This is a genomic window from Georgenia soli, from assembly GCF_002563695.1.
In the GTDB taxonomy this organism is placed as follows: Bacteria; Actinomycetota; Actinomycetes; order Actinomycetales; family Actinomycetaceae; genus Georgenia; species Georgenia soli.
Genome location: NZ_PDJI01000004.1, coordinates 1,118,873 through 1,142,582, shown reverse-complemented (window position 1 = coordinate 1,142,582; position 23,710 = coordinate 1,118,873). Strand labels below are relative to the sequence as shown.

The 23,710-nt window shown below is 73.9% G+C and carries 17 protein-coding genes; 11 read left to right on the top strand and 6 right to left on the bottom strand.

Annotated features, from left to right (window positions below):
• Positions 1-143 precede the first annotated feature (143 nt).
• The gene (locus tag ATJ97_RS06460; RefSeq protein WP_098483034.1) at positions 144-881 is read left to right on the top strand and encodes a CDP-alcohol phosphatidyltransferase family protein; all 738 of its coding nucleotides are present in this window, start codon (positions 144-146) and stop codon (positions 879-881) included.
• Here ATJ97_RS06460 and ATJ97_RS06455 read toward each other — a convergent pair.
• The 3 genes from ATJ97_RS06455 to ATJ97_RS06445 all read right to left on the bottom strand — a co-directional run bounded on the left by ATJ97_RS06455 (position 805) and on the right by ATJ97_RS06445 (position 5,316).
• A complete protein-coding gene (locus tag ATJ97_RS06455) occupies positions 805-2,043 on the bottom strand; it encodes a DUF1972 domain-containing protein (protein ID WP_098483033.1) in 1,239 nt (412 codons plus the stop codon). The genes ATJ97_RS06460 and ATJ97_RS06455 overlap by 77 nt on opposite strands.
• Positions 2,044-2,283: 240 nt before the next feature.
• Positions 2,284-4,044 carry a right-handed parallel beta-helix repeat-containing protein gene (locus ATJ97_RS06450; RefSeq protein ID WP_170037165.1) on the bottom strand — a complete coding sequence of 587 codons (1,761 nt, stop codon included), beginning with the start codon at positions 4,042-4,044 and terminating at the stop codon, positions 2,284-2,286.
• Positions 4,045-4,194: 150 nt separating this feature from the next.
• Positions 4,195-5,316, bottom strand: coding sequence for a GNAT family N-acetyltransferase (locus ATJ97_RS06445; protein ID WP_098483031.1), 1,122 nt, complete (start codon positions 5,314-5,316; stop codon positions 4,195-4,197).
• A 151-nt stretch (positions 5,317-5,467) separates the two neighbouring features.
• On the opposite strand from ATJ97_RS06445, the gene ATJ97_RS06440 reads away from it, so the two are divergent.
• Positions 5,468-7,078: a polysaccharide biosynthesis tyrosine autokinase gene (locus tag ATJ97_RS06440; RefSeq protein ID WP_098483030.1), complete on the top strand. Its 1,611-nt coding sequence runs from the start codon at positions 5,468-5,470 to the stop codon at positions 7,076-7,078.
• On the opposite strand, the gene ATJ97_RS06435 is transcribed toward ATJ97_RS06440, so the two are convergent.
• The gene (locus ATJ97_RS06435) at positions 7,005-8,360 is read right to left on the bottom strand and encodes an O-antigen ligase family protein (RefSeq protein WP_143426888.1); all 1,356 of its coding nucleotides are present in this window, start codon (positions 8,358-8,360) and stop codon (positions 7,005-7,007) included. The genes ATJ97_RS06440 and ATJ97_RS06435 overlap by 74 nt on opposite strands.
• Positions 8,357-9,835, bottom strand: a complete 1,479-nt coding sequence (locus tag ATJ97_RS06430; RefSeq protein WP_098483028.1) for a hypothetical protein — start codon at positions 9,833-9,835, stop codon at positions 8,357-8,359. The genes ATJ97_RS06435 and ATJ97_RS06430 overlap by 4 nt, the downstream gene beginning before the upstream one ends.
• A gap of 172 nt (positions 9,836-10,007) precedes the next feature.
• Between ATJ97_RS06430 and ATJ97_RS06425 the strand changes: the two genes are divergently transcribed.
• The 4 genes from ATJ97_RS06425 (at position 10,008) to ATJ97_RS06410 (ending at position 18,180) form a co-directional block, all read left to right on the top strand.
• The gene (locus ATJ97_RS06425) at positions 10,008-12,017 is read left to right on the top strand and encodes an ABC transporter ATP-binding protein (RefSeq protein ID WP_245862205.1); all 2,010 of its coding nucleotides are present in this window, start codon (positions 10,008-10,010) and stop codon (positions 12,015-12,017) included.
• Positions 12,018-12,081: 64 nt separating this feature from the next.
• Positions 12,082-12,669, top strand: coding sequence for a DUF2231 domain-containing protein (locus ATJ97_RS06420; protein ID WP_098483026.1), 588 nt, complete (start codon positions 12,082-12,084; stop codon positions 12,667-12,669).
• 206 nt (positions 12,670-12,875) lie between these two features.
• Entirely contained in the window at positions 12,876-16,487 is a 3,612-nt protein-coding gene (gene mfd / locus ATJ97_RS06415; protein ID WP_098483025.1) for a transcription-repair coupling factor, read from the top strand.
• A gap of 151 nt (positions 16,488-16,638) precedes the next feature.
• On the top strand, positions 16,639-18,180 hold the full coding sequence (locus tag ATJ97_RS06410; RefSeq protein ID WP_098483024.1) for a glucosamine inositolphosphorylceramide transferase family protein: 1,542 nt from the start codon (positions 16,639-16,641) through the stop codon (positions 18,178-18,180).
• Here the strand turns inward: ATJ97_RS06410 and ATJ97_RS06405 are convergent.
• The gene (locus ATJ97_RS06405) at positions 18,135-19,337 is read right to left on the bottom strand and encodes a glycosyltransferase family 4 protein (protein ID WP_098483023.1); all 1,203 of its coding nucleotides are present in this window, start codon (positions 19,335-19,337) and stop codon (positions 18,135-18,137) included. The genes ATJ97_RS06410 and ATJ97_RS06405 overlap by 46 nt on opposite strands.
• A gap of 279 nt (positions 19,338-19,616) precedes the next feature.
• Here ATJ97_RS06405 and ATJ97_RS19685 point away from each other — a divergent pair, with 279 nt between their 5' ends.
• From ATJ97_RS19685 to ATJ97_RS06385, 5 genes are all read left to right on the top strand, one after another.
• Positions 19,617-20,255, top strand: coding sequence for an ECF transporter S component (locus ATJ97_RS19685; RefSeq protein ID WP_170037162.1), 639 nt, complete (start codon positions 19,617-19,619; stop codon positions 20,253-20,255).
• Positions 20,252-21,064 carry an energy-coupling factor transporter transmembrane component T gene (locus ATJ97_RS06400; RefSeq protein WP_170037159.1) on the top strand — a complete coding sequence of 271 codons (813 nt, stop codon included), beginning with the start codon at positions 20,252-20,254 and terminating at the stop codon, positions 21,062-21,064. Before ATJ97_RS19685 ends, ATJ97_RS06400 begins: the two co-directional genes overlap by 4 nt.
• Positions 21,052-21,993 (top strand): energy-coupling factor ABC transporter ATP-binding protein, encoded by a 942-nt coding sequence (locus ATJ97_RS06395; RefSeq protein WP_211287066.1) that lies wholly within the window; start codon positions 21,052-21,054, stop codon positions 21,991-21,993. Before ATJ97_RS06400 ends, ATJ97_RS06395 begins: the two co-directional genes overlap by 13 nt.
• On the top strand, positions 21,993-22,799 hold the full coding sequence (locus tag ATJ97_RS06390; protein ID WP_098483020.1) for an energy-coupling factor ABC transporter ATP-binding protein: 807 nt from the start codon (positions 21,993-21,995) through the stop codon (positions 22,797-22,799). The genes ATJ97_RS06395 and ATJ97_RS06390 overlap by 1 nt, the downstream gene beginning before the upstream one ends.
• A gap of 253 nt (positions 22,800-23,052) precedes the next feature.
• Positions 23,053-23,610, top strand: coding sequence for a SurA N-terminal domain-containing protein (locus ATJ97_RS06385; protein WP_098483019.1), 558 nt, complete (start codon positions 23,053-23,055; stop codon positions 23,608-23,610).
• Positions 23,611-23,710 lie beyond the last annotated feature (100 nt).

Below are 23,710 nucleotides of genomic sequence, written 5' to 3'. Positions count from 1 at the left end.
GGCACCCCGCACCGGACCGCAACATCTCCGCACGTCGGGCCGCGACGTCCGGCGTCGCCCGGCAATCCGCTCCGCCCGCGCGGGTGCCCGCCTACCGTTACGGGCCACGGCGTGCGGCGCGCCGGGCGGCACGAGGAGCAACCATGGCCCAGAGGACCTCCACGACGTTCACCGAGTCCGTCCGCTCGCTGCGGGCGGCGCAGAAGTCCAACCGCGGCGCCCCGCTCTACTCACGTCTGGTCAACAGGCCGCTGGGGCGGATCTTCGCCGCGGCGGCGCACCGGCTGGGGATGACCCCCAACCAGGTGACCGGCGTCAGCGCGCTGCTCACCTTCACCGGCATCGCCCTCGTGGTGCTGGTGCGGCCCACGCCCGCGACGTCGGTGACGGTCGCCGTCCTGCTGGTCCTCGGCTACGCCCTGGACTCTGCGGACGGTCAGCTGGCCCGGCTGCTCGGCGGCGGGACGCCGGCGGGGGAGTGGCTCGACCATGTGGTCGACTGCGCCAAGACGGCGACGATCCACCTGTCGGTGCTGGTCTCCCTGTACCGCTTCGCCGAGCTGCCGACGGATCTGCTCCTGCTCGTCCCTCTGAGCTTCAGCGCGTTCGACGCGGTGTGGTTCTTCGGGTTCATCCTCACCGACCGCCTGCGGCGCCCGGGCGGACCGGCGCTGGCGTCGTCGGAGCGCTCCCGTCCCTCGGTCGTCCGGTCCCTGCTGGCCCTGCCGACGGACTACGGCGTCCTCTGCCTCGTCTTCCTCACGCTCGCCTGGCCGGAGGTCTTCCTCGTCGCCTACGGCGTCCTCATGCTCGGGACGGCCGGCTACCTCGTCCTGGCGCTGCCGAAGTGGTATCGCGACGTGGCAGGCCTGAGCTCGTGACGGCGGGCCGCCCGAGCCCGGGCCGCCGACGCCCGGAGGGCCGCGGGGAGAGCGGGCCGGCGACGAGGCGCCGGCACAGCTCCTCGTAGCTGTCGGCGACGTCGTCCCAGCTGTACGTCCGCGCTCGCTCGCGGGTGGCCTCCCCGCGGGCCCGCTGCCCGGCCGGGTCCTGCTCCGCCCGTTCGAGCGCCTCCCGGACGTCGGCGCCGCTGCGGAAGTAGCTGCCGGTGTCACCGAGGACGTCCCGGTTGAAGGAGACGTCGAACGCCAGGCACGGTGCCCCGGCGCCGATCGCCCGCAGCAGGGACGGGTTCGTGCCGCCGACCGAGTGGCCGTGGGCGTAGGAGTAGCAGCCCGCGTACAGCTGGTCGAGGAGGTCGTGGTCCCACACCCCGCCGAGGAACCTGACGCGGTCGTCGCCGAGCCGGTGCAGGTGCGCCGTGTACCGGTCGGCGTACGGGGCGGAGCCGACGACGACGAGGGGAAGCCGGGCGGCTCTGCGGCGGTAGCCCTCCAGGATCGTGTGGACGTGGTTCTCCGGCTCGAACCGCGCGACGACGAGGTGGTAGCCGCGCAGCGTGAGTCCCAGCTCCTCCAGCCGGTCGTGACCCGGTCGGATGATCGGTGCCCCGTAGGAGATCAGCTCGGTCCGGGCGCCGAACTCCGCGAGGTAGTAGTCGGCGATGCCGGGCGCGTCGGCGATGACCGCGTCGGACCAGCGGACCGCGAGGGCCTCGGCCGCCCGGTAGTAGCGCCGTCCGGAGGGCCCCCACTTGCTCCGCAGCCACTCGAGGCCGTCGACGTGGGTGGCCACCGGGATGTTGCTCGCTCTGATCGCGGGCAGCCACGGCGCGTTGGCGGCGTTGAAGACGACGGCCACGTCGGTGCGATGGCGTGCCAGGTGCGCGACGGAGAGGCCGGTGTGGCTGACGGTCTCCAGCGAGCGCCGGTGCAGGGCCGGCAGGTGGACGAGCTCCATCCCGTCGTGGCGCTCGCGGACCGTCTCGTCGCCGGTGCTCCGGCAGTAGACGACGACCCGGTGGCCACGGGAGGCGAGGCGTGAGCCGACCTCCTCCACGCAGGTCTCGAACCCGCCGTACCGTGCGGGCACCCCGCGGGTTCCGACGAGGGCGACGTGGAGCGCAGCAGACTGCTTCGTCATGAGAGGTTCCGATCTCGGGAGGGGCGAGACAGACAGTGGCCCCCGACGAGCGGCCCCCCGAGCCAGGAGACCCGGCCCGCCGCACCGTTCACACTGCTTGAGCGGACGGTTCAATAACGAATTGATAACGAAAAGCCTAGGGCGATGCCGACGCCGTGGGGGCGCGCTCCGAAATTGATTCTCTCGCATCGACTCCGCCGAGCCCGCCGGGCCTGCCGCGAGGGCCGGAGAGCCGGCCGATCAGCTGGTCCAGGCGCCCAGGTGCCGGCTGCCTGCCGGCTGGCCGACCTGCTGGGCGACGTCCTCGGGGAGGGGCTGCGCGACCGTGCCGGACAGCCGCTCCAGCCCCGGGCGGAGGCCGAGGTCCTCCGTCAGCACGGAAGGGCCGGTGAGCTCGACGCCGGTCTGCTCCTGCAGTGCGGTCTCGCGAAACTGTGGCACGTCCCGGAAGACGTACGGGTCCTTGTCCCGGCGGGCCCACACGACGAGCCACCGGGGTGAGTCGGCGTCCGGCCGCTGGTACACGTTGCCCAGAGCCGTCACGTCCATCTCGGCCGCGGTCCAGCGGCCGCTGAAGTCCTCGACGCACAGCAGGCACGTCCGCGGCTGCTTCTCGCGGGACGTCAGCGGGGCGGTGCCCGTGTGGGCGATGACGTTGTTGCGGATGGCCACGGTCTGGGTCCGCCAGGTCAGCGGCGAGTCCGGGTCGCTGTAGCTTCCCCTCGCGCGGATGTCCCGGTCGTCCTGCACGACGTTGATCGACCTGTTGTTGTCCGCGAAGGTGTTGTTCCACACCTGCACGTCCTCCGTGTCGGTGAGCTTCAGACCGTTCCGCTGGTTGCGCGCGATGACGTTGCCCGCGATGGTCGCCCGGCCGGAGAGCTCGACCGAGACGCCGTGGCCGACGTTGTCGAGCACCCGGGTGCGCAGCAGCTGGATGTCGTGCACGGACTCGTCGAACCACAACCCGTTCGCCAGGTTGCCCTCGAAGACGCTGTCCCGGACCACGACCCCCGCCGAGCGCCCGATCTTCGCGCCGCCCGCCGCGGGGGAGTGGTTGAACCGTTCCGCGTTGTTGCCGCGGGCGGTGACCCGCACGAGCTCCAGGCCGTCCGCCTCTGTGGCGCTCAGGCCCATCATCCCGCTGTTCTCCAGGACCATGTCCTGCAGCTTCACGCCGGTGCTGAGCACGTGCACGGCGGTCGTCGCGCTGCCCGTCACCGTGACGTCCTCGAACGTCACGTCCGGGGCCTCGACGGTGACCGCGCCCATGTGCGGGACGGACGGCGCGTAGTTCCGGACGCCGATGCCGCGCACCAGCATCCCTGCGCTGCGGACACGCAGAGCCCGGGCCTCGGTGCTGGCCGTGACAGTGCGTCCGCCGGGGTCGGTGCCGAGGACCAGCTCGTCGCGGCCGGTGTCGACGTAGAACGTCCCGGGCCGCACCTCGGCCCGCGACCCCACCTGGGCCTGGCGCTCGCCGTCGACCCAGACCTGGTCCGGGTGCGCGGCCATCGGATGCTTCGGGTCGAGGAAGCCCCAGCCCGGCCTGTCGTTGTCCGGCTTCCCCCAGCTGTAGGTCGGGCTGCTGTCGAACTCGGCGGTCCAGCCTCCCGAGACCCACCCGGCGCCGTCCCGGACCCAGTCGGTGACGACGACGGAGCCGTCCAGCCACACCTCCTCGCCCGGCGCCGCGACCAGCCTCAGGCCGGGCCGGCCCTCGATCTTGAGCGACTCCCGGTAGGTGCCGGCATGGACCACGACCGTGTCGCCGTCGTCGGAGGCTCTAACGGCGGCCCCGATGGTACGGAGCGGCCGCTCAGCGGTCCCGTCGGCCCCGTCGTCGTCGCCGTCGGGGGAGACGTGGAGAGTCCGGACCTCTCGGGGCGCCCCGGGCACCCGGACGCCGCCGTCCGCCGCGGGCGTGGTGGAAGGGTCGGCGCTCGTCAGCGCCAGGACGACACCGACGGACCCGAGGAGCAGCGCGAGCACGACGGGCACCGCCCACCTGCGCATCCACGGCCGGTGGCCGGGACCCTGCGAGGCGTTGCGGCCCACGCGTCCATCCCGCCAGCCTCCCTCGAGGCGGTCGGGGGAGACGGCGGCACCGTGCGGATGCCCTGCGGACGCATCCCTGGCGGCGGCCGTGGCTCAGCCCTCACCCGGTCCCGGGCTCCGACGGCGCTCCTCGTACGCCAGCACCGCACGCTTCGCCGTGCGGCGCGTCAGGAGGTAACCGTCGCGGGCGAGCATCCCCGCCACGCCCAACGGCGTGCGGGCGACCCGGATCTCGAACAGGGGCCTGGGACGCGCGCCGAAGTCGGCCTTGTACGGCTCGTCGCCCACGGTGAGGTCGAAGTACCGCCGTCCCTGGCCGATCGCGTCGCGCACCAGCTCGTCGACGATCAGCAGCCCGAGCGAGTAGTTGCGCAGCCGCTCCACGTCGTAGCCGACGAGCAGGAACAGCTCTCCCGTGCCGTCGACCAGGTCGAACGCCACCGCGACCGCCTCGCCGCCGACCTCCAGCACGACGAGACGCCCGGGACCGCCGCGCACGCTGTGCCGTGCGGCCGCGCAGTAGAACGCGTAGAAGTCCTCCTCCTGGACCAGGTCGGTGCCGCGCCGCTCCGCGAACCGGGCGGCGCGGAAGCGGCGCAGCCGGTCCATGGCCGGCCCCACCTCGGCCGGGTCGGTGACGACGCGGAGCCGGCGTTCGCCCTTGGGGCGCAGGCGCTTGTACTTGCGCTCCAGGTGCCGGGCGAACGGAGGGGGCAGGCCGGCGCGCCACTCCTCGACCGTGCCGGCCAGCTCGATGAGGTGCGTGCTGTAGGCGTGCCGTTTCGCCCGCGCCCCGGCGAGCACGGCGAGGAACGGGTCGGGGGAGTCGACGACACGCTCGATCCGCAGCAGGTCGAACCCGCCGAGGGCGGAGCGGACCCGCCGTGCCAGCCCGTCCCCGGCGAGCAGCGCGGCATGCTGCGGGTCGAGCAGCGGTGCCGCGTAGTCGTTCACCCCGAGGTCGGCGAGCTCAAGCAGCCGCAGGGGGCCCTCCCGACGACGCACCATCGGGAGCGCCAGCACGAGCCTGCCCCGGTCGTCGCGCACGGTGACGACCAGCTTCCGCGCGCCTCGCCGAGGAGCGAGGGTCTCGTAGAGGGTGGTGAGCCACCGGCCGTGCTGGAACGGCGTCGCGCCCGCACGGTTGTACAGGTCCTCGTACTCGTCGGAGGTGAAGTCGAAGTCGTCCTCCCGGCGCACCGTGTACGGCTCCATCCGTCGATGGTGCCCCGGCGGTGCCCGCGGCCGTGGGCTGTTGAGCCGGGGAAGTCCGGCCGGAACCGTGCCCGGCAATCCCGCTCCGCGGCCCAGCTGCCCACGTTAGCCTCGACGTGGTCAGAGTCGACCGACGAGAGCGGGAACCGGTATGTCCTTCGCGGAGTACGTGGTCCTTCTGCAGAGACGCTGGCGGATCTGGGTGTCCATGATCCTCGTCGGGCTGCTCGTCGCGCTCGCGCTCAACCTGGTCTCGCAGAAGAAGTACACCGCTACCGCCACCTCCTTCGTCACGGTCGCTGACGCGGAGGCCACGGGGTCGGGCGAGATCTTCCAGGGATCGCAGTTCACGGTGCAGCGCATGGCCTCCTACTCGGCGCTGAGCCGGAGCCCGCAGGTCCTGCAGGCCGTCATCGACGAGCTCGACCTCGACGTCTCGCCGCGCGCACTCCGGCAGATGGTGGAGGTGACCAGCCCGGCCGACAGCGTCCTGCTCCAGGTGTCCGTCGAGGACCACGACCCGCGGCAGGCCGCCGACATCGCCGACGAGATGTCCCGGCAGCTGGGGGTGATGATCGAGGAGCTCGAGACCCCGCGCGGTCTGGCCTCGTCGGCGGTCAAGGTCACCCTGACCCAGGAGGCCGAGGTGCCCGCCGAGCCCTCCTCGCCGCGCGGGATGCTCAATCTGCTCCTTGGCGTCGTCGCAGGCGCCGCGCTCGGCGTCGTGCTCGCGCTGCTGAGGCACGTGCTCGACCGGCGGCTCAAGACAGCTGAGGACGTCCGCGCGATCACCGACGTCTCTCCGCTCGGTCCCACGGTCGCCTCACGAGAGGCGCGGGCCGCGCCCCTCGTCGCGCTGGACTACCGGACGGCGGCGGCGGAGCAGTACCGCACCATCAGGAGCGCGCTGAACCTGGCGGACGTCGACCACGAGCTCCGCCACTTCGTCGTGAGCTCGCCGATGCCGGGGCACGGCGGGACGACCGTCGCCGGCAACCTGGCGATCAGCTGGGCCCTGGCCGGCGCCGAGGTGTGCCTCGTGGACTCCGGCCTGCGACGCCCGGCCGTCACCCGCCTGTTCGGGGTCGAGGGCTCGGTCGGCCTCACGGACGTGCTGGTCGGCGACGTCGACCTCGACCAGGCGCTCGTGCCCTGGCAGGACGGGACGCTCAGCATCCTCCCCGCCGGGTCCCTGCCCCCCGACCCGGTGGCGCTGCTCGGCTCGCAGGCGATGGCGGGCCTCGTGGCCGAGCTCCGGTCACGCTTCGACGTCGTCATCTACGACTCCGACCCCATGATCGCGGCCACGGACGCGATCGTGCTGGCGCGGGCCCTCGACGGCCTGGTGCTGGTGGTCCGTTCCGGCACCACCACGAGGGACCACCTCGCGGCGTGCCTGGAGAAGGTGCGCGAGGCCCGGGTGCCTCTGCTCGGGACGGTGCTGTTCGCCGTGAGGATGTCCCGCCGGGCCAGGCGCTCGTACCTCGCCGTGGACCGCGAGGGACCACGCGCCGAGCTGGCGGGGTGCGGGGCGGCCGGCGGGCGATCGGCCGGCCGGAGGTCACAGCCCGCCGAGCAGCCGCCCGAGCCGGAGCAGCTTCTGGAGCCGAAGCGACTGCCCGAGCCGGAGCGGGAACCGGAGTCACGAGCGCCGGACGCCGGGTCACCGGTCCGGCCGCAGGCGCATCTCAGCCCGCAGGTCCGGGCGCGGGTCCGGCCGCAGGGCCGGCCGCAGTCCGGGTCCCACGTCGAGTCCCGCTAGGCCGGTCCACGATCCGGTGGGCGAGCATGGACATGGTGAAGAAGACGATGAAGGCGGGGGCGGTGTCGAACATGCCGCTCTCGAGAACGCTCACGATCGACACCAGCAGGGCCGGCGCGGCCACCAGCAGGCGCTCCGGCTGCGACAGCCGGAAGGCGCGCACGATGGTGGCGAGCACGAACAGCAGCAGGACGACCATGCCGAGGTAGCCGACCTGGAGCATCGCGGACACCCACGTGCTGTCCAGCATCTGCTCGTCGCGGTACAGGGCGGTGACCGGGATCTTCTTCAGGGCGAGGCCGCTGCCGACCAGCATCTCGGACAGGGTGTCGTTGTAGTCGAACGCGGCGCGCCACGCCACGGTGCGCGAGTTGAGCGTGGTGACGCCCGCCAGATCGCCGCGCCCGGCGAACGCGGCGACGTACGGGGTGAGAAACGTGACGGCGAGCGCCACCGGCACCGTCGCGGCGATCCCGGCGACGACCCGGGGAGGCACCCGCGGGGCGAGGAGGACGAGCAGCACCAGCACCACAACCAGCACGGTGAAGCCGGTCCGTGCACCGGTCAGCCAGATCACGGCGAGCAGCGGCCCGAGCGCGAAGAACTCCAGGCGCGACGCGGTGCCGTGGACCGACTTCCAGAACAGCACGATCACGGGCACGCTGACCAGCAGGCAGATCTCGTTGGCGTTCAGCGGCGGGATGCCCCCGTAGAGGCGTCCCGTCTCCGCGAGGGACCCCAGGCCCGTCAGCGACCCGAAGCCGGCCAGCAGCAGCATGGCGCTGCTCAGCGAGCTGACGACGGCGTGCCAGGGGTGGCTGACGGTGATCATCACCAGGGCGAACGCCAGGAGCGCCAGCCGCGCCGCCAGCACGACGGCCGGCAGGCCGTCGGCGTTGAGCACCCCGCCGACGACGGAGATCAGCAGGTAGGTCCCGAGCCAGAGCACCGGTGCGGCACGCATCCGGCTCCAGGCGCCCGGGGGGCGGCGCATCAGCAGCGTGATGACGACCGCGATCACCGTCAGTGCCGCCTTGGCGACGACGACGGCGTCCACACCCCCGGAGTAGAAGGACCCCTTGCGCCACGGCACCGCCGAGACGACGAGCAGCAGGCAGGTGAGGAAGAGCGGGAACGGCCGGAGCGTCAGGGTCCGCACCGTCGGGCCGGGCTCGGCCGCGCCAAGCACTGCCGGACCGGGTGCGCCGGGCACCCCGCCCGCGCGGCGCGTCTCCGGCCCGGGGGCAGGGATCGGCGGCGACAACCGGGTCGCCTGCGTCATGGCGCCGCTCCCGCGCGGCGCGGACCCGCGAGGCGGGCGTGCGGGCGCAGCAGCAGCTGCCGGCACAGCACCCCGCCGACGAAGGACCCGACCGAGAGCAGCCAGGGCATCCAGTGCGTCGCCACGCCCGCGGCCATGAGGGCGACGACGACCAGGAGCAGGGCCAGCGCCGAGTCGGCCACCCGGATCAGCAGCACCCACTGCTGCCTGCCCTGCACGGCCGCGAGGCTGCCGTAGGGCAGGATCGCCGCGCACGACGCGGCGTAGCAGGCCCAGCCGAGGGCGGCCACCATGCTCAGCTCGAACCGGTCCGCGGTGAGCAGGCCTCCCAGGCGGGGCAGGAGCAGCGCCGTCGCCCCCGCGACGAGCACGGAACCGACGAGCATGACGGCGGCGGCCCGGTCGGCACGGCGGAGCAGCGCACGCGCCCCGGTGGCCCGGTCGGCCGCGTAGGAGGAGAAGAGGTAGGACCCGAAGCCCTGGACCAGCAGCATCGCGGGCGCCACGAACACCCGGGCCGCCTCCAGGGAGCCCACGGCCGCGGCCCCGGCGGCGACGAGCACCACCGACCGTGCGACGTTCAGCATCGCCGGCCGGACGAACTGCTGCGTCGCGCGCCACGACCCGTAGCCCAGCACGGCCCGCCAGTCGCCCCAGCCCGGGGCTGGGAGTGCGCGCTCGCGGGCGGGGAGCCGCACCAGCGCGAGCAGCCCGGCGATCACCTGACCGACGGCCAGCGCGGCGAGGAAGTGTCCGAGTCGCAGGGGACCGGCCAGGCTGGCGGCGCCGAGGAGCCCGAGCATGGCGAGCAGCCCGGCCGAGTCGATGAGCACGAGGCTCCAGAACCGCAGGTTCGCCATCAGCAGGCGTCGCCCGAGGTCCGCCGCGACGAACGCCGCCAGGGCCAGGGCGAAGAGCACCGCGGTGCCGGCCGGCAGCGTCACGAGGGCCAGCGCAAGACCGAGGAGGGCCAGAGCAGCGACGATCGTCCAGGCGAGACGGAACAGGGCGGCCCGGACGGCGGGGTCGTGCCTGTCCAGCACCGTGAGGGAGTCGCCGATCAGTCCGGTGGTCAGCGCCGTCGCCATGACGACCGCGCCGAAGAGCAGCGCGAAGGTCCCGAAGCCCGCCGCGCCGAGCTCGCGGCTCGCGGTCGCCTGCAGGAGCAGGCTGCCGAGAGCCAGGGTGGCCTGCCCGGCAAGGGCGCCGAGCGCCCGGACCGGCAGCCGTGAGATCACCGAGCGGCGCGGTGCTGTCGAGGCAGACGCCGCCCTCACCCGGTCCTGCGCCGTCGCCGGGCGCGACGCACCAGCCTCCGTCGTCGTCGTCGGCGCCGACGACGGCATCCCTGAGGCCTCGGCCGCTCCGGCGGACCGCCGTCCCGTGCTCCCGCGTGTGATCACCGCGACGAGGAGGGCGCAGGCGACGAGCGGAGCCACGAGGGCCCGCGTCGTCAGGAGCCGCGTCCGCAACATCGTTCTCCGCGGGATGGGGGAGGTCTGCCGGTGCTGGGCCCACGGTAGGGCGGCGGTCTCCCTCGCGAAGGTGGTCTGGAGAGTGAAAGGGAGGCGGACGTCGCGCCCCGGGCCCACCCTGCCGAGCGGCCGGGACCGCGGGCAGGGCCGTGAAAGTGCGAAGATCGCTGACATGTCGATGGGTGGGATGCACGGGGGGATGGGCGGCCCTGGGGGCTACGGGCGCACGCTGCGCCAGGACTCCTCGGTCAAGGACCACCGCCTCACACCCGGGACCACCCGGCGCGTGCTCGGCTACGCCCGGCCCTACCGGGTGCAGATCGCGTGGTTCCTCCTCCTGGTGGTGGTCGCGGCGCTGCTCGTGGTGGCCACCCCGTTGCTGCTGCAGCGGATCATCGACGACGGCGTTGCCCACGGCGACCGCCGCCTCGTCGTGGTCCTGGCGTCCCTGGTGGCGCTGGTCGCGGTCGGGGAGGCCGTGCTCACGCTGGTCCAGCGGTGGTTCTCCGCGCGCATCGGGGAAGGCCTGATCTACGACCTGCGCACCGACGTCTTCGCCCACGTCCAGCGCCAGTCCGTCGCCTTCTTCACCCGCAGCCAGACCGGCTCCCTCGTCACCCGGCTGAACTCCGACGTCATCGGCGCCCAGCGGGCCTTCACGTCGACCCTGTCCGGGGTGGTCTCGAACGTCATCTCGGTCGTCGTGGTCCTGGCGACGATGCTCGCGCTCTCCTGGGAGATCACCCTCCTCGCGCTGACGGTCGTGCCGCTGCTGCTGCTCCCGGCACGGCGTGTGGGGCGCCGCCTCGCAGGGCTCAACCGTCGCGGCATGGAGCTCAACGCCGAGCTCGGCAACCGGATGACCGAGCGGTTCAACGTCGGTGGCGCCCTCCTGGTCAAGCTCTTCGGGGCGCCCGAGCGCGAGGAGGCCGAGTTCGCCGAGCGGGCCGCCGCGGTCCGGGAGATCGGCATCCGCACCGCGATGAGCAGCCGGGTCTTCTTCGCGGCGCTCGGCGCCATGGCCTCCCTCGCCACGGCGCTCGTCTACGGCTTCGGCGGCCTGCTCGCCATCGACGGCGTGGTCACCGTCGGGACGCTCGTCGCCTTCGCCGGCCTGCTCGGGCGTCTCTACGGGCCTGTCACAGCCCTGAGCAACGTCCAGGTGGACGTGATGAGCGCGCTCGTCAGCTTCGAGCGCGTCTTCGAGGTGCTCGACCTCGAGCCTCTCATCACCGACGCCCCCGACGCCGTCGACCTGCCCCCGGGGCCTCTGTCCGTCGAGCTCGACGACGTGCACTTCTCCTACCCGGCTGCGGGCCAGGTGTCGCTGGCCTCCCTGGAGGGTCTGCCGTCCGCGGGCACCCGGACAGCTACGGGGGGTCCGCACGACGGCGCGGCCCGCAGTCCCGAGGGTGGGAACGGCAGGATCGGGCACGAGGACGGTCCGGAGGAGCCGGACGGCGGGGCGGGGCCGGTGCTGCGCCGTCCCGACGAGGAGGTCCTCAAGGGCATCTCGCTGCGCGTGGAGCCCGGCTCGATGCTGGCCCTCGTCGGCCCGTCCGGTGCCGGCAAGACGACGCTGTCCACGATGGTGGCGCGGCTGTACGACCCCACCGCCGGCGTCGTCCGCGTCGGCGGCCTCGACGTGCGCCGGGTCCGGCAGGCCAGCCTCCACGCGGCCGTGGGCGTGGTCACCCAGGACGCCCACCTCTTCCACGACACCGTGCGCGCGAACCTGCTCTACGCGAGGCCGGACGCGAGCGACGAGGAGCTGTTCGCAGCCCTGCGTGCCGCGAACGTCGAGCCGCTGGTGCGCCGGCTGCCCGACGGGCTCGACACCGTCGTCGGAGACCGCGGGCACCGGCTCTCCGGCGGGGAGAAGCAGCGGGTAGCGATCGCGCGGCTGCTGCTGCGCTCGCCGCGCGTGGTCGTCCTCGACGAGGCGACGGCGCACCTGGACTCCGAGTCCGAGGCCGCCGTGCAGCTCGCCCTCGACACGGCGATGGAGGGCCGGACCTCCATCGTCATCGCGCACCGCCTCTCCACCGTGCGGAAGGCCGACTCGATCGCCGTCGTGGACGCCGGCCGGGTGGTGGAGCAGGGCACCCACGCCGAGCTGCTGGCCCTCGGCGGGCTCTACGCCGAGCTCTACGAGACCCAGTTCGCCACCCAGGACGCGTAGCAGGGCAATCCCCGGGGCCGTCGGCGCCGTACCTCCCTGCGACGGCGCGACGAAGGAGCCCGGGATGTTCGACCTGATCGACGGTCTGCCCCTCCACCCCCTCGTGGTCCACGCGGTGGTCGTCCTGCTGCCGGCCGCCGCCCTGGGCACGATCGCGATCGCCGTCGTCCCCGCCTGGCGCCGGCGCTACGGGGAGCTCGTCGGGCTCGTCGCCCTCCTCGCGACGGCGCTGGTCCCCGTGGCCACGCGCACCGGCGAGGCCCTGATGCGCCGGGTCGGTCCGCCCGCCGGGGACCACCAGGCCCTCGGCGGCGAGCTGCTGTGGTTCGCCCTGCCCCTCCTGCTCCTCGTCTGGCTGCTCCTCCTCGCCGAGCGCCGCGCCGCGGCGGCCTCACCCCGTCCGGGGCTCTCGCCCCTTCCGGGGAGCTCACCCGGACCCGGGGCCGCGGCACGGGGCGTGCGCGCCCCCGCCGCCCACCCGCGCCCCGGCGCCGCGCCCGGCGAGCCGGCACGCCGCGGAGGGGCGCTCGTGACCGTGCTGGCCGTCCTCGCCGTCCTCGCCGCCCTGGCGGCGCTGTTCCAGGTGTACCGGGTGGGGGAGAGCGGGGCGCGGGCGGTGTGGGGCCAGGTCCCAGCCGTGCAGACCCGCTGACGCCGGGTCCCGCGAGGGTGACGCCAGCTCTCACCGACCGACCGGGACCCGCCTGAGCAGCCCCGCCCGCCGCGACGTAGACTTCCCGCGGACCCCGTCTCCTCCCGGACGCGGGGCTCGCGTGCTGCCCACGCCGCCTCCGGCACCCGCCGGTCCGGGGACGACGCCGCGGCGCGCCCTCCGCCGTCGTCCGTCACGAAGGACCCATGAAGCTCACCGGACTTCTCCCGCTGCTGCGCCGCGACCCCGCGATCGCCGATGCCGTCAGGCTGGCGCGCGAACCGGTCCTGCCGCCCCTGCTGCACGTCAACGTCCCGCTCGGTGTGCGTGCGCCCCTCGCCGCGGAGCTCACCGCCACCGGCCGCCCCCTCGTGGTGGTCACCGCGACCGGCCGCGAGGCCGACGAGGCCGCCGCCGCGCTGCGCCATTTCCTGCCCGACGACGACGTCGCCGTCTTCCCCGCCTGGGAGACCCTCCCGCACGAGCGCCTCTCGCCCCGCAGCGACACCGTCGCCCGGCGCCTCGCCGTGCTGCGCCGGCTCGCGCACCCCACCGCCGACGGCGGGCAGTCCGGCGAGATCAAGGTGCTCGTCATGCCCGTGCGCGCCCTCCTGCAGCCGGTCGTGCAGGGGCTCGGCGAGCTCGAGCCCGTCTCCCTCGCCGTCGGCCAGGAGGCCGACCTCGAGCAGGTGGCCGCCGACCTCGCCGCCGCCGCGTACACGCGCGTGGACATGGTCGAGCGGCGCGGCGAGTTCGCCGTGCGCGGCGGCATCCTCGACGTCTTCCCGCCCACCGAGTCCCACCCGATGCGCCTGGAGTTCTGGGGCGACGAGGTCGAGGAGATCCGCTGGTTCGCCGTCGCCGACCAGCGCTCCCTCGAGATCGCCGAGCACGGCCTGTGGGCCCCGCCGTGCCGCGAGCTGCTCCTGACCGAGAAGGTGCGCGAGCGTGCGGCCCGGCTGGTGGAGGACCTGCCCGGCGCCGCGGACATGCTCGAGCGGATGAGCCAGGGCATCGCCGTCGAGGGCATGGAGTCCCTCGCGCCGGTGCTCGTCGACGGCATGCAGCCGGTGCTCGACCTCGTCCCCGACTCCTCGCTCGTCGTCCTGTCCGACCCCGAGCGGGTGCGGCGCCGCGCCCACGACCTCGTGGCCACGACCGAGGAGTTCCTCGCCGCCGCGTGGGCGTCCGCCGCGCAGGGCGGGAAGACCCCGCTCGACCTGCGCGCCGCCTCCTTCGCCCAGCTCGCCGAGGCCCGCGCCCTCGCGCTGACCCGCGGGCTCGGGTGGTGGTCCTTCTCCGCCCTCCCCACCGACGTCGAGCTCTCCGACCCCGAGCTGGCCGGGGCGGACGAGGCCCCGGCGACCACCGGGTCCGCGCTCGCGGTCGGGGCCCGCGACGTCGAGCGCTACAACGGCGACGTCGAGCGCGCGCTCAAGGACCTCGCCGACCTCGTCCACCAGGGCTGGCGCCTCGTCCTCACCACCGAGGGCCCCGGTCCCGCCCGGCGCATGAGCGAGCAGCTCGCCGCTGGTGACGTGCCCGCCCGGCTCGTCGAGAACGTCCCCGAGGAGCCGCCCGCGGCCGTGGTCCTGGTGACCACCGCCGCGTCGGGGCGCAGCTTCGTCGCCCCGGAGCTGAAGTTCGCCCTGGTCGCCGAGGCGGACATCACCGGCCGCGCGGGCACCTCCACCCGCGACATGCGGCGCATGCCGTCGAAGCGGCGCAACGTCGTCGACCCCCTCGCGCTGCGCGCCGGGGACTACGTGGTCCATGAGCAGCACGGTGTCGGGCGCTTTGTCGAGCTCGTCCAGCGCACGGTCGGCTCGGGCCGGGACGCGACCACGCGGGAGTACCTCGTCATCGAGTACGCCTCCTCCAAGCGGGGTCAGCCCGGCGACCGGCTCTTCGTGCCCACCGACTCCCTCGACCAGGTGACGAAGTACACCGGCGGCGAGGCCCCGACGCTGAGCAAGATGGGCGGCTCGGACTGGGCGAAGACCAAGGCCTCGGCGAAGAAGGCGGTCAAGAAGATCGCCGCCGAGCTCATCCGCCTGTACGCCGCCCGCATGTCCACCAAGGGCCACGCCTTCGCCCAGGACACCCCCTGGCAGCGCGAGCTGGAGGACGCCTTCCCCTACATCGAGACCCCCGACCAGGTGGTCACGATCGAGGAGGTCAAGGCGGACATGGAGAAGCCGTACCCGATGGACCGCCTCATCAGCGGCGACGTCGGCTACGGCAAGACCGAGATCGCGGTGCGCGCGGCGTTCAAGGCGGTCCAGGACGGCAAGCAGGTGGCCGTCCTCGTCCCGACGACGCTCCTGGTCCAGCAGCACCTGGACACCTTCTCCGAGCGCTACGCCGGCTTCCCGGTCACGGTCCGCGCGCTCTCGCGCTTCCAGTCCGACGCCGAGGCCGCCGACGTCAAGGAGGGGGTGCGCTCCGGCAAGATCGACGTGGTCATCGGCACCCATCGCCTCCTGACCGGCGAGGTGCGGTTCAAGGACCTCGGCCTGGTCATCGTCGACGAGGAGCAGCGCTTCGGCGTCGAGCACAAGGAGACGCTCAAGCAGCTGCGCACCAACGTCGACGTCCTCGCGATGTCCGCCACGCCGATCCCGCGGACCCTCGAGATGGCGATCACCGGCATCCGCGAGATGTCCACCCTCGCCACCCCGCCCGAGGAGCGGCACCCCGTGCTGACCTTCGTGGGCGCGTACGAGGAGAAGCAGGTCGCGGCGGCGATCCGCCGCGAGCTGCTGCGCGAGGGCCAGGTCTTCTACGTGCACAACCGCGTCTCCTCCATCAACAAGGCCGCCGCCCGCCTGGCCGAGCTGGTGCCGGAGGCGCGCGTCGCCGTCGCCCACGGCAAGATGGGCGAGCACCAGCTGGAGAAGGTCATCCAGGACTTCTGGAACAAGGAGTTCGACGTCCTGGTCTGCACCACGATCGTCGAGACCGGCCTGGACATCTCCAACGCGAACACCCTCGTGGTGGAGCGGGCCGACCAGCTCGGCCTGTCTCAGCTGCACCAGCTGCGCGGGCGTGTGGGCCGCGGGCGCGAGCGGGCGTACGCGTACTTCTTCTACCCCACGGAGAAGCCGCTGACCGAGACCGCGCACGACCGGCTCGCCACGATCGCCGCGCACACCGACCTCGGCGCCGGCATCCAGGTGGCCATGAAGGACCTGGAGATCCGCGGCGCCGGGAACCTGCTCGGCGGCGAGCAGTCCGGGCACATCGCCGGGGTCGGGTTCGACCTGTACGTGCGGATGGTGTCCGACGCCGTCGCGGAGTTCCGCGGCGAGAAGGAGACGGAGAAGGCCGACGTGAAGGTCGAGCTGCCGATCGACGCCCACGTCCCGCACGACTACATCGCCCACGAGCGCCTGCGCCTGGAGGCCTACGCCAAGATCGCCGCGGCCGGGGACGAGGCGTCGATCCAGGCGGTGCGCGAGGAGCTGACGGACCGGTACGGGCCTGTGCCCGAGCCGGTCGAGCGCCTCTTCGCCGTCTCCGCGCTGCGCGAGAAGGCACGCTCGGTGGGGCTCGCCGACATCACCGCCCAGGGCAAGTACCTGCGCTTCGCCCCGGTCGAGCTGCCGGAGTCCGCCGAGCTGCGGCTCAAGCGGCTCTACCCGGGCACCGTGCTCAAGCCGGCGGTGCGCGCGATCCTCGTGCCGTTCCCGATGACGGCGAAGCTCGGGGGGAGGCCGCTGCGTGACGCCGCCCTGCTGGAGTGGGTGGACGAGCTCATCGAGTCGGTCCTCAAGGCGTCCGTCGCCGCTGCGGCGAAGGTCGGGACGACGGCGTAGCGTCCGGGCGCCCCTCGGCGTCAAAGAGCCTCGGCGCGGCCTCGGGCGTGGCTAGCATGACGGTCCCGCCGGCCGGGTCCCGCCCGGCCCGGTCCCGCCCGCGGTCCGCGCACGAGAGGTGCGGGCGGCGTACGAGAGCCGAGGTGAGCGCGTGCGACTCCAGGTCCGGCTCGACCCGCGCGCGCTGCGCCGCTGGCACCACGAGCTGGTCGCCGAGCTGGCGCGCCGACCCGACCTGGAGGTCACCGTCCGGTGGGGCGACGGTCCGTCCGGGCCGCCGTCGGCGGAGGTCGAGCGGCTCCTCCTCCTCGAGCGGAGGCTGCACGGGCTCCCGGTCGGGCGCGCCGCACCGGTGGACGGGGGCGCCCTGCGTCCCTACCTCGACGGGGACTCGCGTGCCGACGTCGTGCTGGACCTCGCCGGCGGTGCGGACGGCGACGCGCGGGACGGCCCGGACGCTCGGGACGACGGTGTCCGCACGTGGCACCTGACGTTCGACGGCGGAGCCGGGGAGGAGGCCGCGCTGGCCGCGCTGCTGGCGGGCCGGCCCCCGGTCGTGCGGGTGGTCGACCTCGCGGCGGGCCGCACGCTCGCCGCGGGACGTCCCGGCAGCGAGACGCCGGGCGTGGTGGTCGCCGCCTTCGAGGATCTCCTGGCGCGTTGCACGCAGCTCGTCCTCGCGGCCCTCGACGGTCCGCGGCCCGGCGCCGGGCGCCCCGCCGCGCCGGACCTGCCCGCCGACGGAGAGTCGCCGGAGCTCCGCCCCGGACGGGCGACGTCGCACGCGGCCAGGTCGGTGCTGCGCGCCGCCGTGCACCGCGTCTACCGCCAGCTCTACCGTGCGCCGCACTGGCGCGTGGGCTGGCGCCGGGTGGACGGTCCGGACGTCCTCGACCTGGGCGCGCACCCGCCCGGGGGCTGGCACGAGCTGCCGGACGACGGGCAGCACTTCTACGCCGACCCCTTCCCGCTCGCCGTCGACGGCCGGACGTACCTGTTCGTCGAGGACTTCGACCACGGGCTCGGGCGCGGGGTGGTCTCGGTCGTGGAGTTCACCGACGACGGCCCGGCCGGCGTCCCGCGGCCCGTGCTGGAGCACGCGGTGCACCTGTCCTACCCGTTCGTCCTGCACGAGCACGGCGAGTTCTGGATGATCCCGGAGACCTCGGCCGCCGGGACGGTCGAGCTGTACCGGGCGGGCGGCTTCCCGGAGGGCTGGTCCCTGGAGGAGGTGCTGCTCGAGGGGGGCGAGGTCAGCGACGCGACCGCCTTCCGGCACCGCGGCCGCTGGTGGCTCAGCGCGACCGTAAGGGACGGTGGCTCCTACTCCGACGCGCTGCACCTGTGGTCCGCCGACCGGCTCCAGGGGCCGTGGCGGCCGCACGCGGCCAACCCGGTGCTCGTCGACATCTCCTCCGCCCGCCCGGCGGGGAGGGTGGTGTCCCGCGGCGGCCGGCTCGTCCGGCCCGTCCAGGACGGGCGCGGCGGGTACGGTGCCGCCCTCGCGCTGGCGGAGATCACCCGGCTCGACGACGAGGCGTTCGAACAGCGCGTCGTCGCCAGGCTCGGGCCGGGACCGCAGTGGCCGGGGCGCCGGCTGCACACCCTCAACCGCGCCGGCTGGCTCGAGGTGATCGACGGTTCCGGCTACTCGCCGCGGTTCCGCCACCTCCGCCTGCCGGGGCGCCGCTGACCGCGTCCCCCGGTCCGGGCGACCAGGCGGGCGAGCGTGGAGACCCGGGCCCGGTACTCGGCGGTCGCGAACCGTGACGTGGCCTCCTGCCGCGCGGCCGCGGCGAGCCGGGCGGCGAGGTCGGCGTCGTCCGCGAGGGACGCGACAGCGGCGGCCAGCGCCTCGGCCGACCCCGGCTCCACGAGCAGGCCCGTGCGGCCGTCGTCGAGGACCTCGGCGAGCCCCTGCACGTCCGAGGCGACCACCGGGCGGCCGGCGAGCATGCCCTCCACCGCCACGTTGCCGAAGGACTCGCCGAACGAGGGCACGAGAACGACGTCGGCGGCGTCCAGCACCTCACGGGTCTCAGCGACGTAGCCGTGGAACGTCACCGCGCCCGCCAGGTCGGGCCGGTCGGCCCGGGCGCGGAGCTCGCGCTCGTACCACTCGTACCCCGGGAACGTGCTGCCGCAGATCTCGAGGGTCGCCCGGCGTCCCTGCCCGCGCAGGAGCGTCAGCGCCTCCAGGGCCACGTGCACGCCCTTGCGGGGCGAGAGCCGGCTGACGAGCACGAGCCTGAGATCGTCCTCGGGACGCCGCCGTCGCAGCGGCGCGGGCGGACCGGGGTCCGGCACGCCGTTGTGGACCACCACCGTGCGTGCGGTGAGGCGGGGGACCGTGCCCGTGAGGACCGCCCGCGTGGATTCGCTGTTGGCGATGACGCGGTCGGCGAGCAGCAGCGGCGCCGTCAGCGCGAGCTGGACCGGCCGCGCCAGCCGCTCCGCCTCGTGGCTGTGGCAGAGCGTCGGGACCCCGGCGAGCCTGGCGGCGACGAGCCACAGCGGGATCGTGAGGGTGTTGACGTAGACGGCGGCCGCACCGGAGGCGCGGAGCCGGCCACGCAGGCGCCAGACGGTCACGGGGGAGCGGAGGACGAGCTGCGCCAGCGCCCGGGGGCGCAGCAGGGCCCTGCGCAGCACCGGAAAGGCGTGGACGCGCACGATCGCCCCGCGCTCGAGGAGGAGGGGAGACAGGGGGCCCTCGGCGGGGAGGACCACCTCGACCTCCCAGCCGTCCGCCACCAGTCCCGCGACGCTCTCGAGGAGCTGTCGGTCGGAGCCGTACACGTCCGGCGAGGGGTGGACGACGACCATGCGACGACGCACCTCACCTGCCATGGCACCTCCGCACTCGTCGGGCCCGGGCCCTCGCGCCCGGCCGTGGTGGGCAGCCATCATGACCGGTCCCGGCGGGTCCGCGGGGCCGATCGGGGTGGCTTCTGACGGGCCGGTGCCGGCCGCGTCGCGGACCGTGCGGGTCTGCGCCGGTCTCGATCCGGTGACGGCCGCCGCGCCTGCTTGCGAAGCCGGCCCGTCGCGCGGGACCCTGTGGCACCCTCAGGTGCGAGACCGGGGGTGCCCGTGGTTCGTCCGCGGGCCGGACGAAGGAGCTCGGACATGGGTCTCGGTGCATCGATCAGGCGTGACTTCACGCTCATGGCCATCCTGCTGATCCCGGTGGCCATCGCGATCAACGTCGTCGGCGGTCAGCTCGCCAAGACCCTGCAGCTGTGGATCTTCCTCGACTCGATCGGCACGTTCCTCGTGGCGATGCTGGCCGGCCCGTGGATCGGCCTGGTGACCGGCGCTCTCAGCGTGCTGCTGCTCTCCGTCGGTGACCCCACCATGGCTCCGTGGTCCGTCCTCGCCGCCGCGATGGGCTTCCTCGTCGGCTGGCTCGCCCGCCGCGGCATGTTCGTCACCTGGGGTCGAGCCGCTCTCAGCGCGCTCCTCGTCACGATCATCTCCGTGGCCGTCTCGGTGCTGCTCAGCTACTACCTGTACGGCGGCTTCACCACGTCGGGCGTCTCCATCCTCACCGGAGCGATCAACGACTACTCCGACCTGCCGCTCTTCTGGGCGATCGTCGCCTCGCACACCCCGGCGGAGCTCGTCGACAAGTTCCTGTCCGTGGGCATCGCGACGCTGGTCGTGCGCTCGCTCTCCAACCGGGCGCTTCTGCGCTTCCCGAACGGCGAGATCTTCGTCGACGCGCGAAAGAAGAAGACTCGGGGCGCCGCGAGCACCGTGTCGTGACGACGGCGGAGAACAGTCCGGCCGCACCCGCCACCCTTCCGCCGGGGGTCGAGCTGGTCACCGAGGCCAACCGGGTCCGGGACCTGAACCCGACCAGCGTCGCGGTGCTGGGGCTCGTCCTCGCGGTGATCTCCCAGCTGTTCGGCTGGTGGTCCGTCGGCGCGGTGGTCCTCGTGTCGCTGGTGATCGCCGGTGCGGCCGGCCGGCTGGGCCAGTTCCTCAGGGCCTGGGGCTCCACGGTGCTGCTGCTCAGCGCCGTGATCGTCGCGCTGCAGGGACTGTTCATCGGCGGGCCCACCGTGCTGGCCAGCGCCTGGATCCTCGACGTCACGCTCGAGGGCGTGGAGCGCGGGGTGACCTTCGCCGCCCGCATCCTCGGGGTGGGCACCCCGCTCGTGCTCGCCGTCCAGCTCAGCACCCGCCGCCGGGTCATGCTCGAGCTCGAGCGTCGGCGCGTGCCGCCCAAGGCCACCTACGTCGTCGTCGCGGCGCTCAACCTCATCCCCGAGATGCGCAAGCAGATGGACGCCATCCTGGACGCCCAGCGCGCCCGCGGCGTGGAGACCGACGCCAACTGGTTCGTGCGCACCCGCGCCTTCGTGCCCACGCTCGTGCCCCTCATCCTCAGCTCCATCCTGTCCGTGGAGGAGAAGGCGCTGGCGCTGCAGTCCCGGGGCTTCACGCTCCCGGGGGCGCGCACCTCGCTCTACGCCGTCGTCGACACGCGCCGGGACCGCACCCTGCGGGCGGTGCTGTGGGGACTGCTGCTGGTCGCCGTCGTCGGAAGGATCGTGCTGTGGGTGCTGTGAGCGCCACCGTCGAGGTCACGGACCTCACGTACACCTACCCCGGCGCGGACGAGGCGACGCTGCGCGGGGTCTCCCTCACGGTCGAGCCCGGCACGCTGTGCGCGGTGATCGGGCCGAACGGCGCCGGCAAGACGACTCTGTGCAACGCGATCCGCGGTTTCGTCCCGCACTTCTACAAGGGTGAGCTCTCCGGGACGGTCCGCGTGGCCGGCCAGGACGTGCCGGCCGCGGACGAGGACGAGCTCGCGCGCACCGTCGGCTACGTCTTCCAGAACCCGTTCACCCAGATGAGCGGCATCACGGACACCGTCTACGACGAGCTGGCGTTCGGGCTCGGCAACCTCGGCGTCCCGGCCCTGCAGATCCGCGAGCGCGTGGAGGAGGCGCTGGAGCGCGCCCGGATCGGCGACCTGCGCGACCGTCACCCGTTCCAGCTCTCGGGCGGCCAGCAGCAGCGCGTCGCGCTCGCGTCCGTCCTCGTCATGGACCAGCCGGTGCTGGTCATCGACGAGCCCACCAGCCAGCTCGACCCGCGCTCCACCGAGGACGTCTTCGAGCTCGTCGCCGCGATGAAGGAGGCCGGGCGGACGGTGGTCCTCGTCGAGCACAAGATGTCCCTCGTCGCCGAGCACGCCGACCAGGTGGTGGTCCTCGACGCGGGGGAGGTGGTGCTGGGCGGCACCCCGCACGAGGTCTTCACCGACCCCCGCACCGCCGCGCACGGCGCGCTGCTGCCCGAGGCGGTCGAGCTGGCGGCGGCGTTGCGCACCCGCGGCGTCGACGTCCCCGGCGCCCCGCTCACCGTGGCGGCGCTCGCCGCCGCGCTCGGTGGTGCTGCCGGCGGTACGGCCGGCAGTGCGGCCGACGGCGGAGCCCACCGGGACGACGGCACCGTCGGCGGTCTGCCGCGCCGGGCGGGGGAGGCCTGATGGCGCTCGTCGAGCTCTCCGACGTCTCCTTCAGCTACCCCGGCGGCACGCTGGCCGTCGAGGGGGTGTCCCTCGCCGTCGACGCGGGGGAGTCGGTCGCCGTGATCGGCCAGAACGGCGCCGGCAAGACCACCACCGTGAAGCTGATGAACGGGCTGCTGCGGCCGACGTCGGGCACGGTGCGGGTGGACGGCGTCGACACCCGCACGCGCACGGCGGCGCAGGTGGCCCGCCGGGTCGGGTACGTCTTCCAGAACCCCGACGACCAGATCTTCAACAACTCCGTGCGCCGGGAGATCGGCTACGGGCTGCGCCGGCTGCGGCTGGAGGCTGCGGAGTCGGAGCGCCGCCTCGCGGAGGCTGCGGAGCTGACCGGGCTGGTCGACCTGCTCGACGAGAACCCGCACGACCTACCCCTGTCGGTGCGCAAGTTCGTCACCATCGCGTCCGTGCTCGCCGTGGACCCGGACGCCGTCGTCCTGGACGAGCCGACGGCCGGGCAGGACCGGGCGGGGCTCGAGCGCATCGCCGCGATCGGCGCGCACCTGGCCGCGCGCGGGCGCGCGGTCGTGACGATCACCCACGACATGGAGTTCGTCGCCCGCCACTTCACGCGCGTGGTGGTCATGGCGCAGCGGCGCGTGGTCCGCGACGGCGCCGCGGCGGAGATCTTCGAGGACACCGCCGCGATGGCGGCGGCCCGGCTGGCACAGCCGGCGGTCGTGGAGCTGGCCGGACGGCTGGGGCTGCGCGGGGTCGGCCTGAGCGTGGAGGCGCTCGCGGAGGCCCTGCGCGCACGGGCCTGAGGCTCGCGTCCGGCCTCGCCGCGACGCGTCAGTGGCTCTGCGCAGACGAAGTGGTCCGAGGCCGACTTCAGCTGCGCGGGGCCACTTCCGCGAGGGCGTGGCCGGGCGGGCGTGGTCGGAGCGCCTGGTCGGCAGGGCAGCCGGGCTTTCCGGACGCGTGCACGGGGTCCCGGCCGGGTGCCCCTACGATGGTGGCGGTTCAGCAGATGGAAGCCCGGACCGCGCCCAGCGCCGGGAGACACGGAGGTTCACGGTGGCCATCACGCGCCCCACGCACCTGGTCCGCAACGCCGCCGCGCTCGTCACGGCCGGGCTCGTCCTGGCCGGCTGCGCCGCCCAGCCCGGCACCGCGGCCACGGTCAACGGCACGACGATCAGCGAGAACGACGTCGACGACGCGACCGTCGAGTACATCGCGCTCACCGGGCAGGAGACGACCCCCGTCGTCGTCCTCAACACCCTGGTGCAGGCGGAGCTGCTCGACCCGATCGCCTCCGAGGCGGGCTACGCCTACTCGGACGCCGAGGTCCGGAACTTCTTCCTGGAGCAGGCCGCCCTCTCCGGCGCCCAGGAGCGCCCCGACGTCGACTCCAGGTCGTTCCTCGACCTCGGCCGCTACCTGCTGCAGTACAACGAGATCTCCACCTCCCCGGACGCCCAGTCCATCCTCACCGAGCTCGGCACCGCCCTGCAGGAGGCGGACCTGACGGTGAACCCGCGCTACGGCCAGACCAACGAGTCGGGCGTCATCGTGCCCACCGCCAAGGAGTGGATCCAGCAGAGCGAGCAGGCCCCCACCCCGGCAGGCTGAGCCGGCCGGGCCCGCACGCTCCGCCGTCGTCCCTCGCCGTGGCGACCCTCCACGCACGGCCGCGAGACGACGCTCACACCCCGTCGGGCGCCTCTCCGGG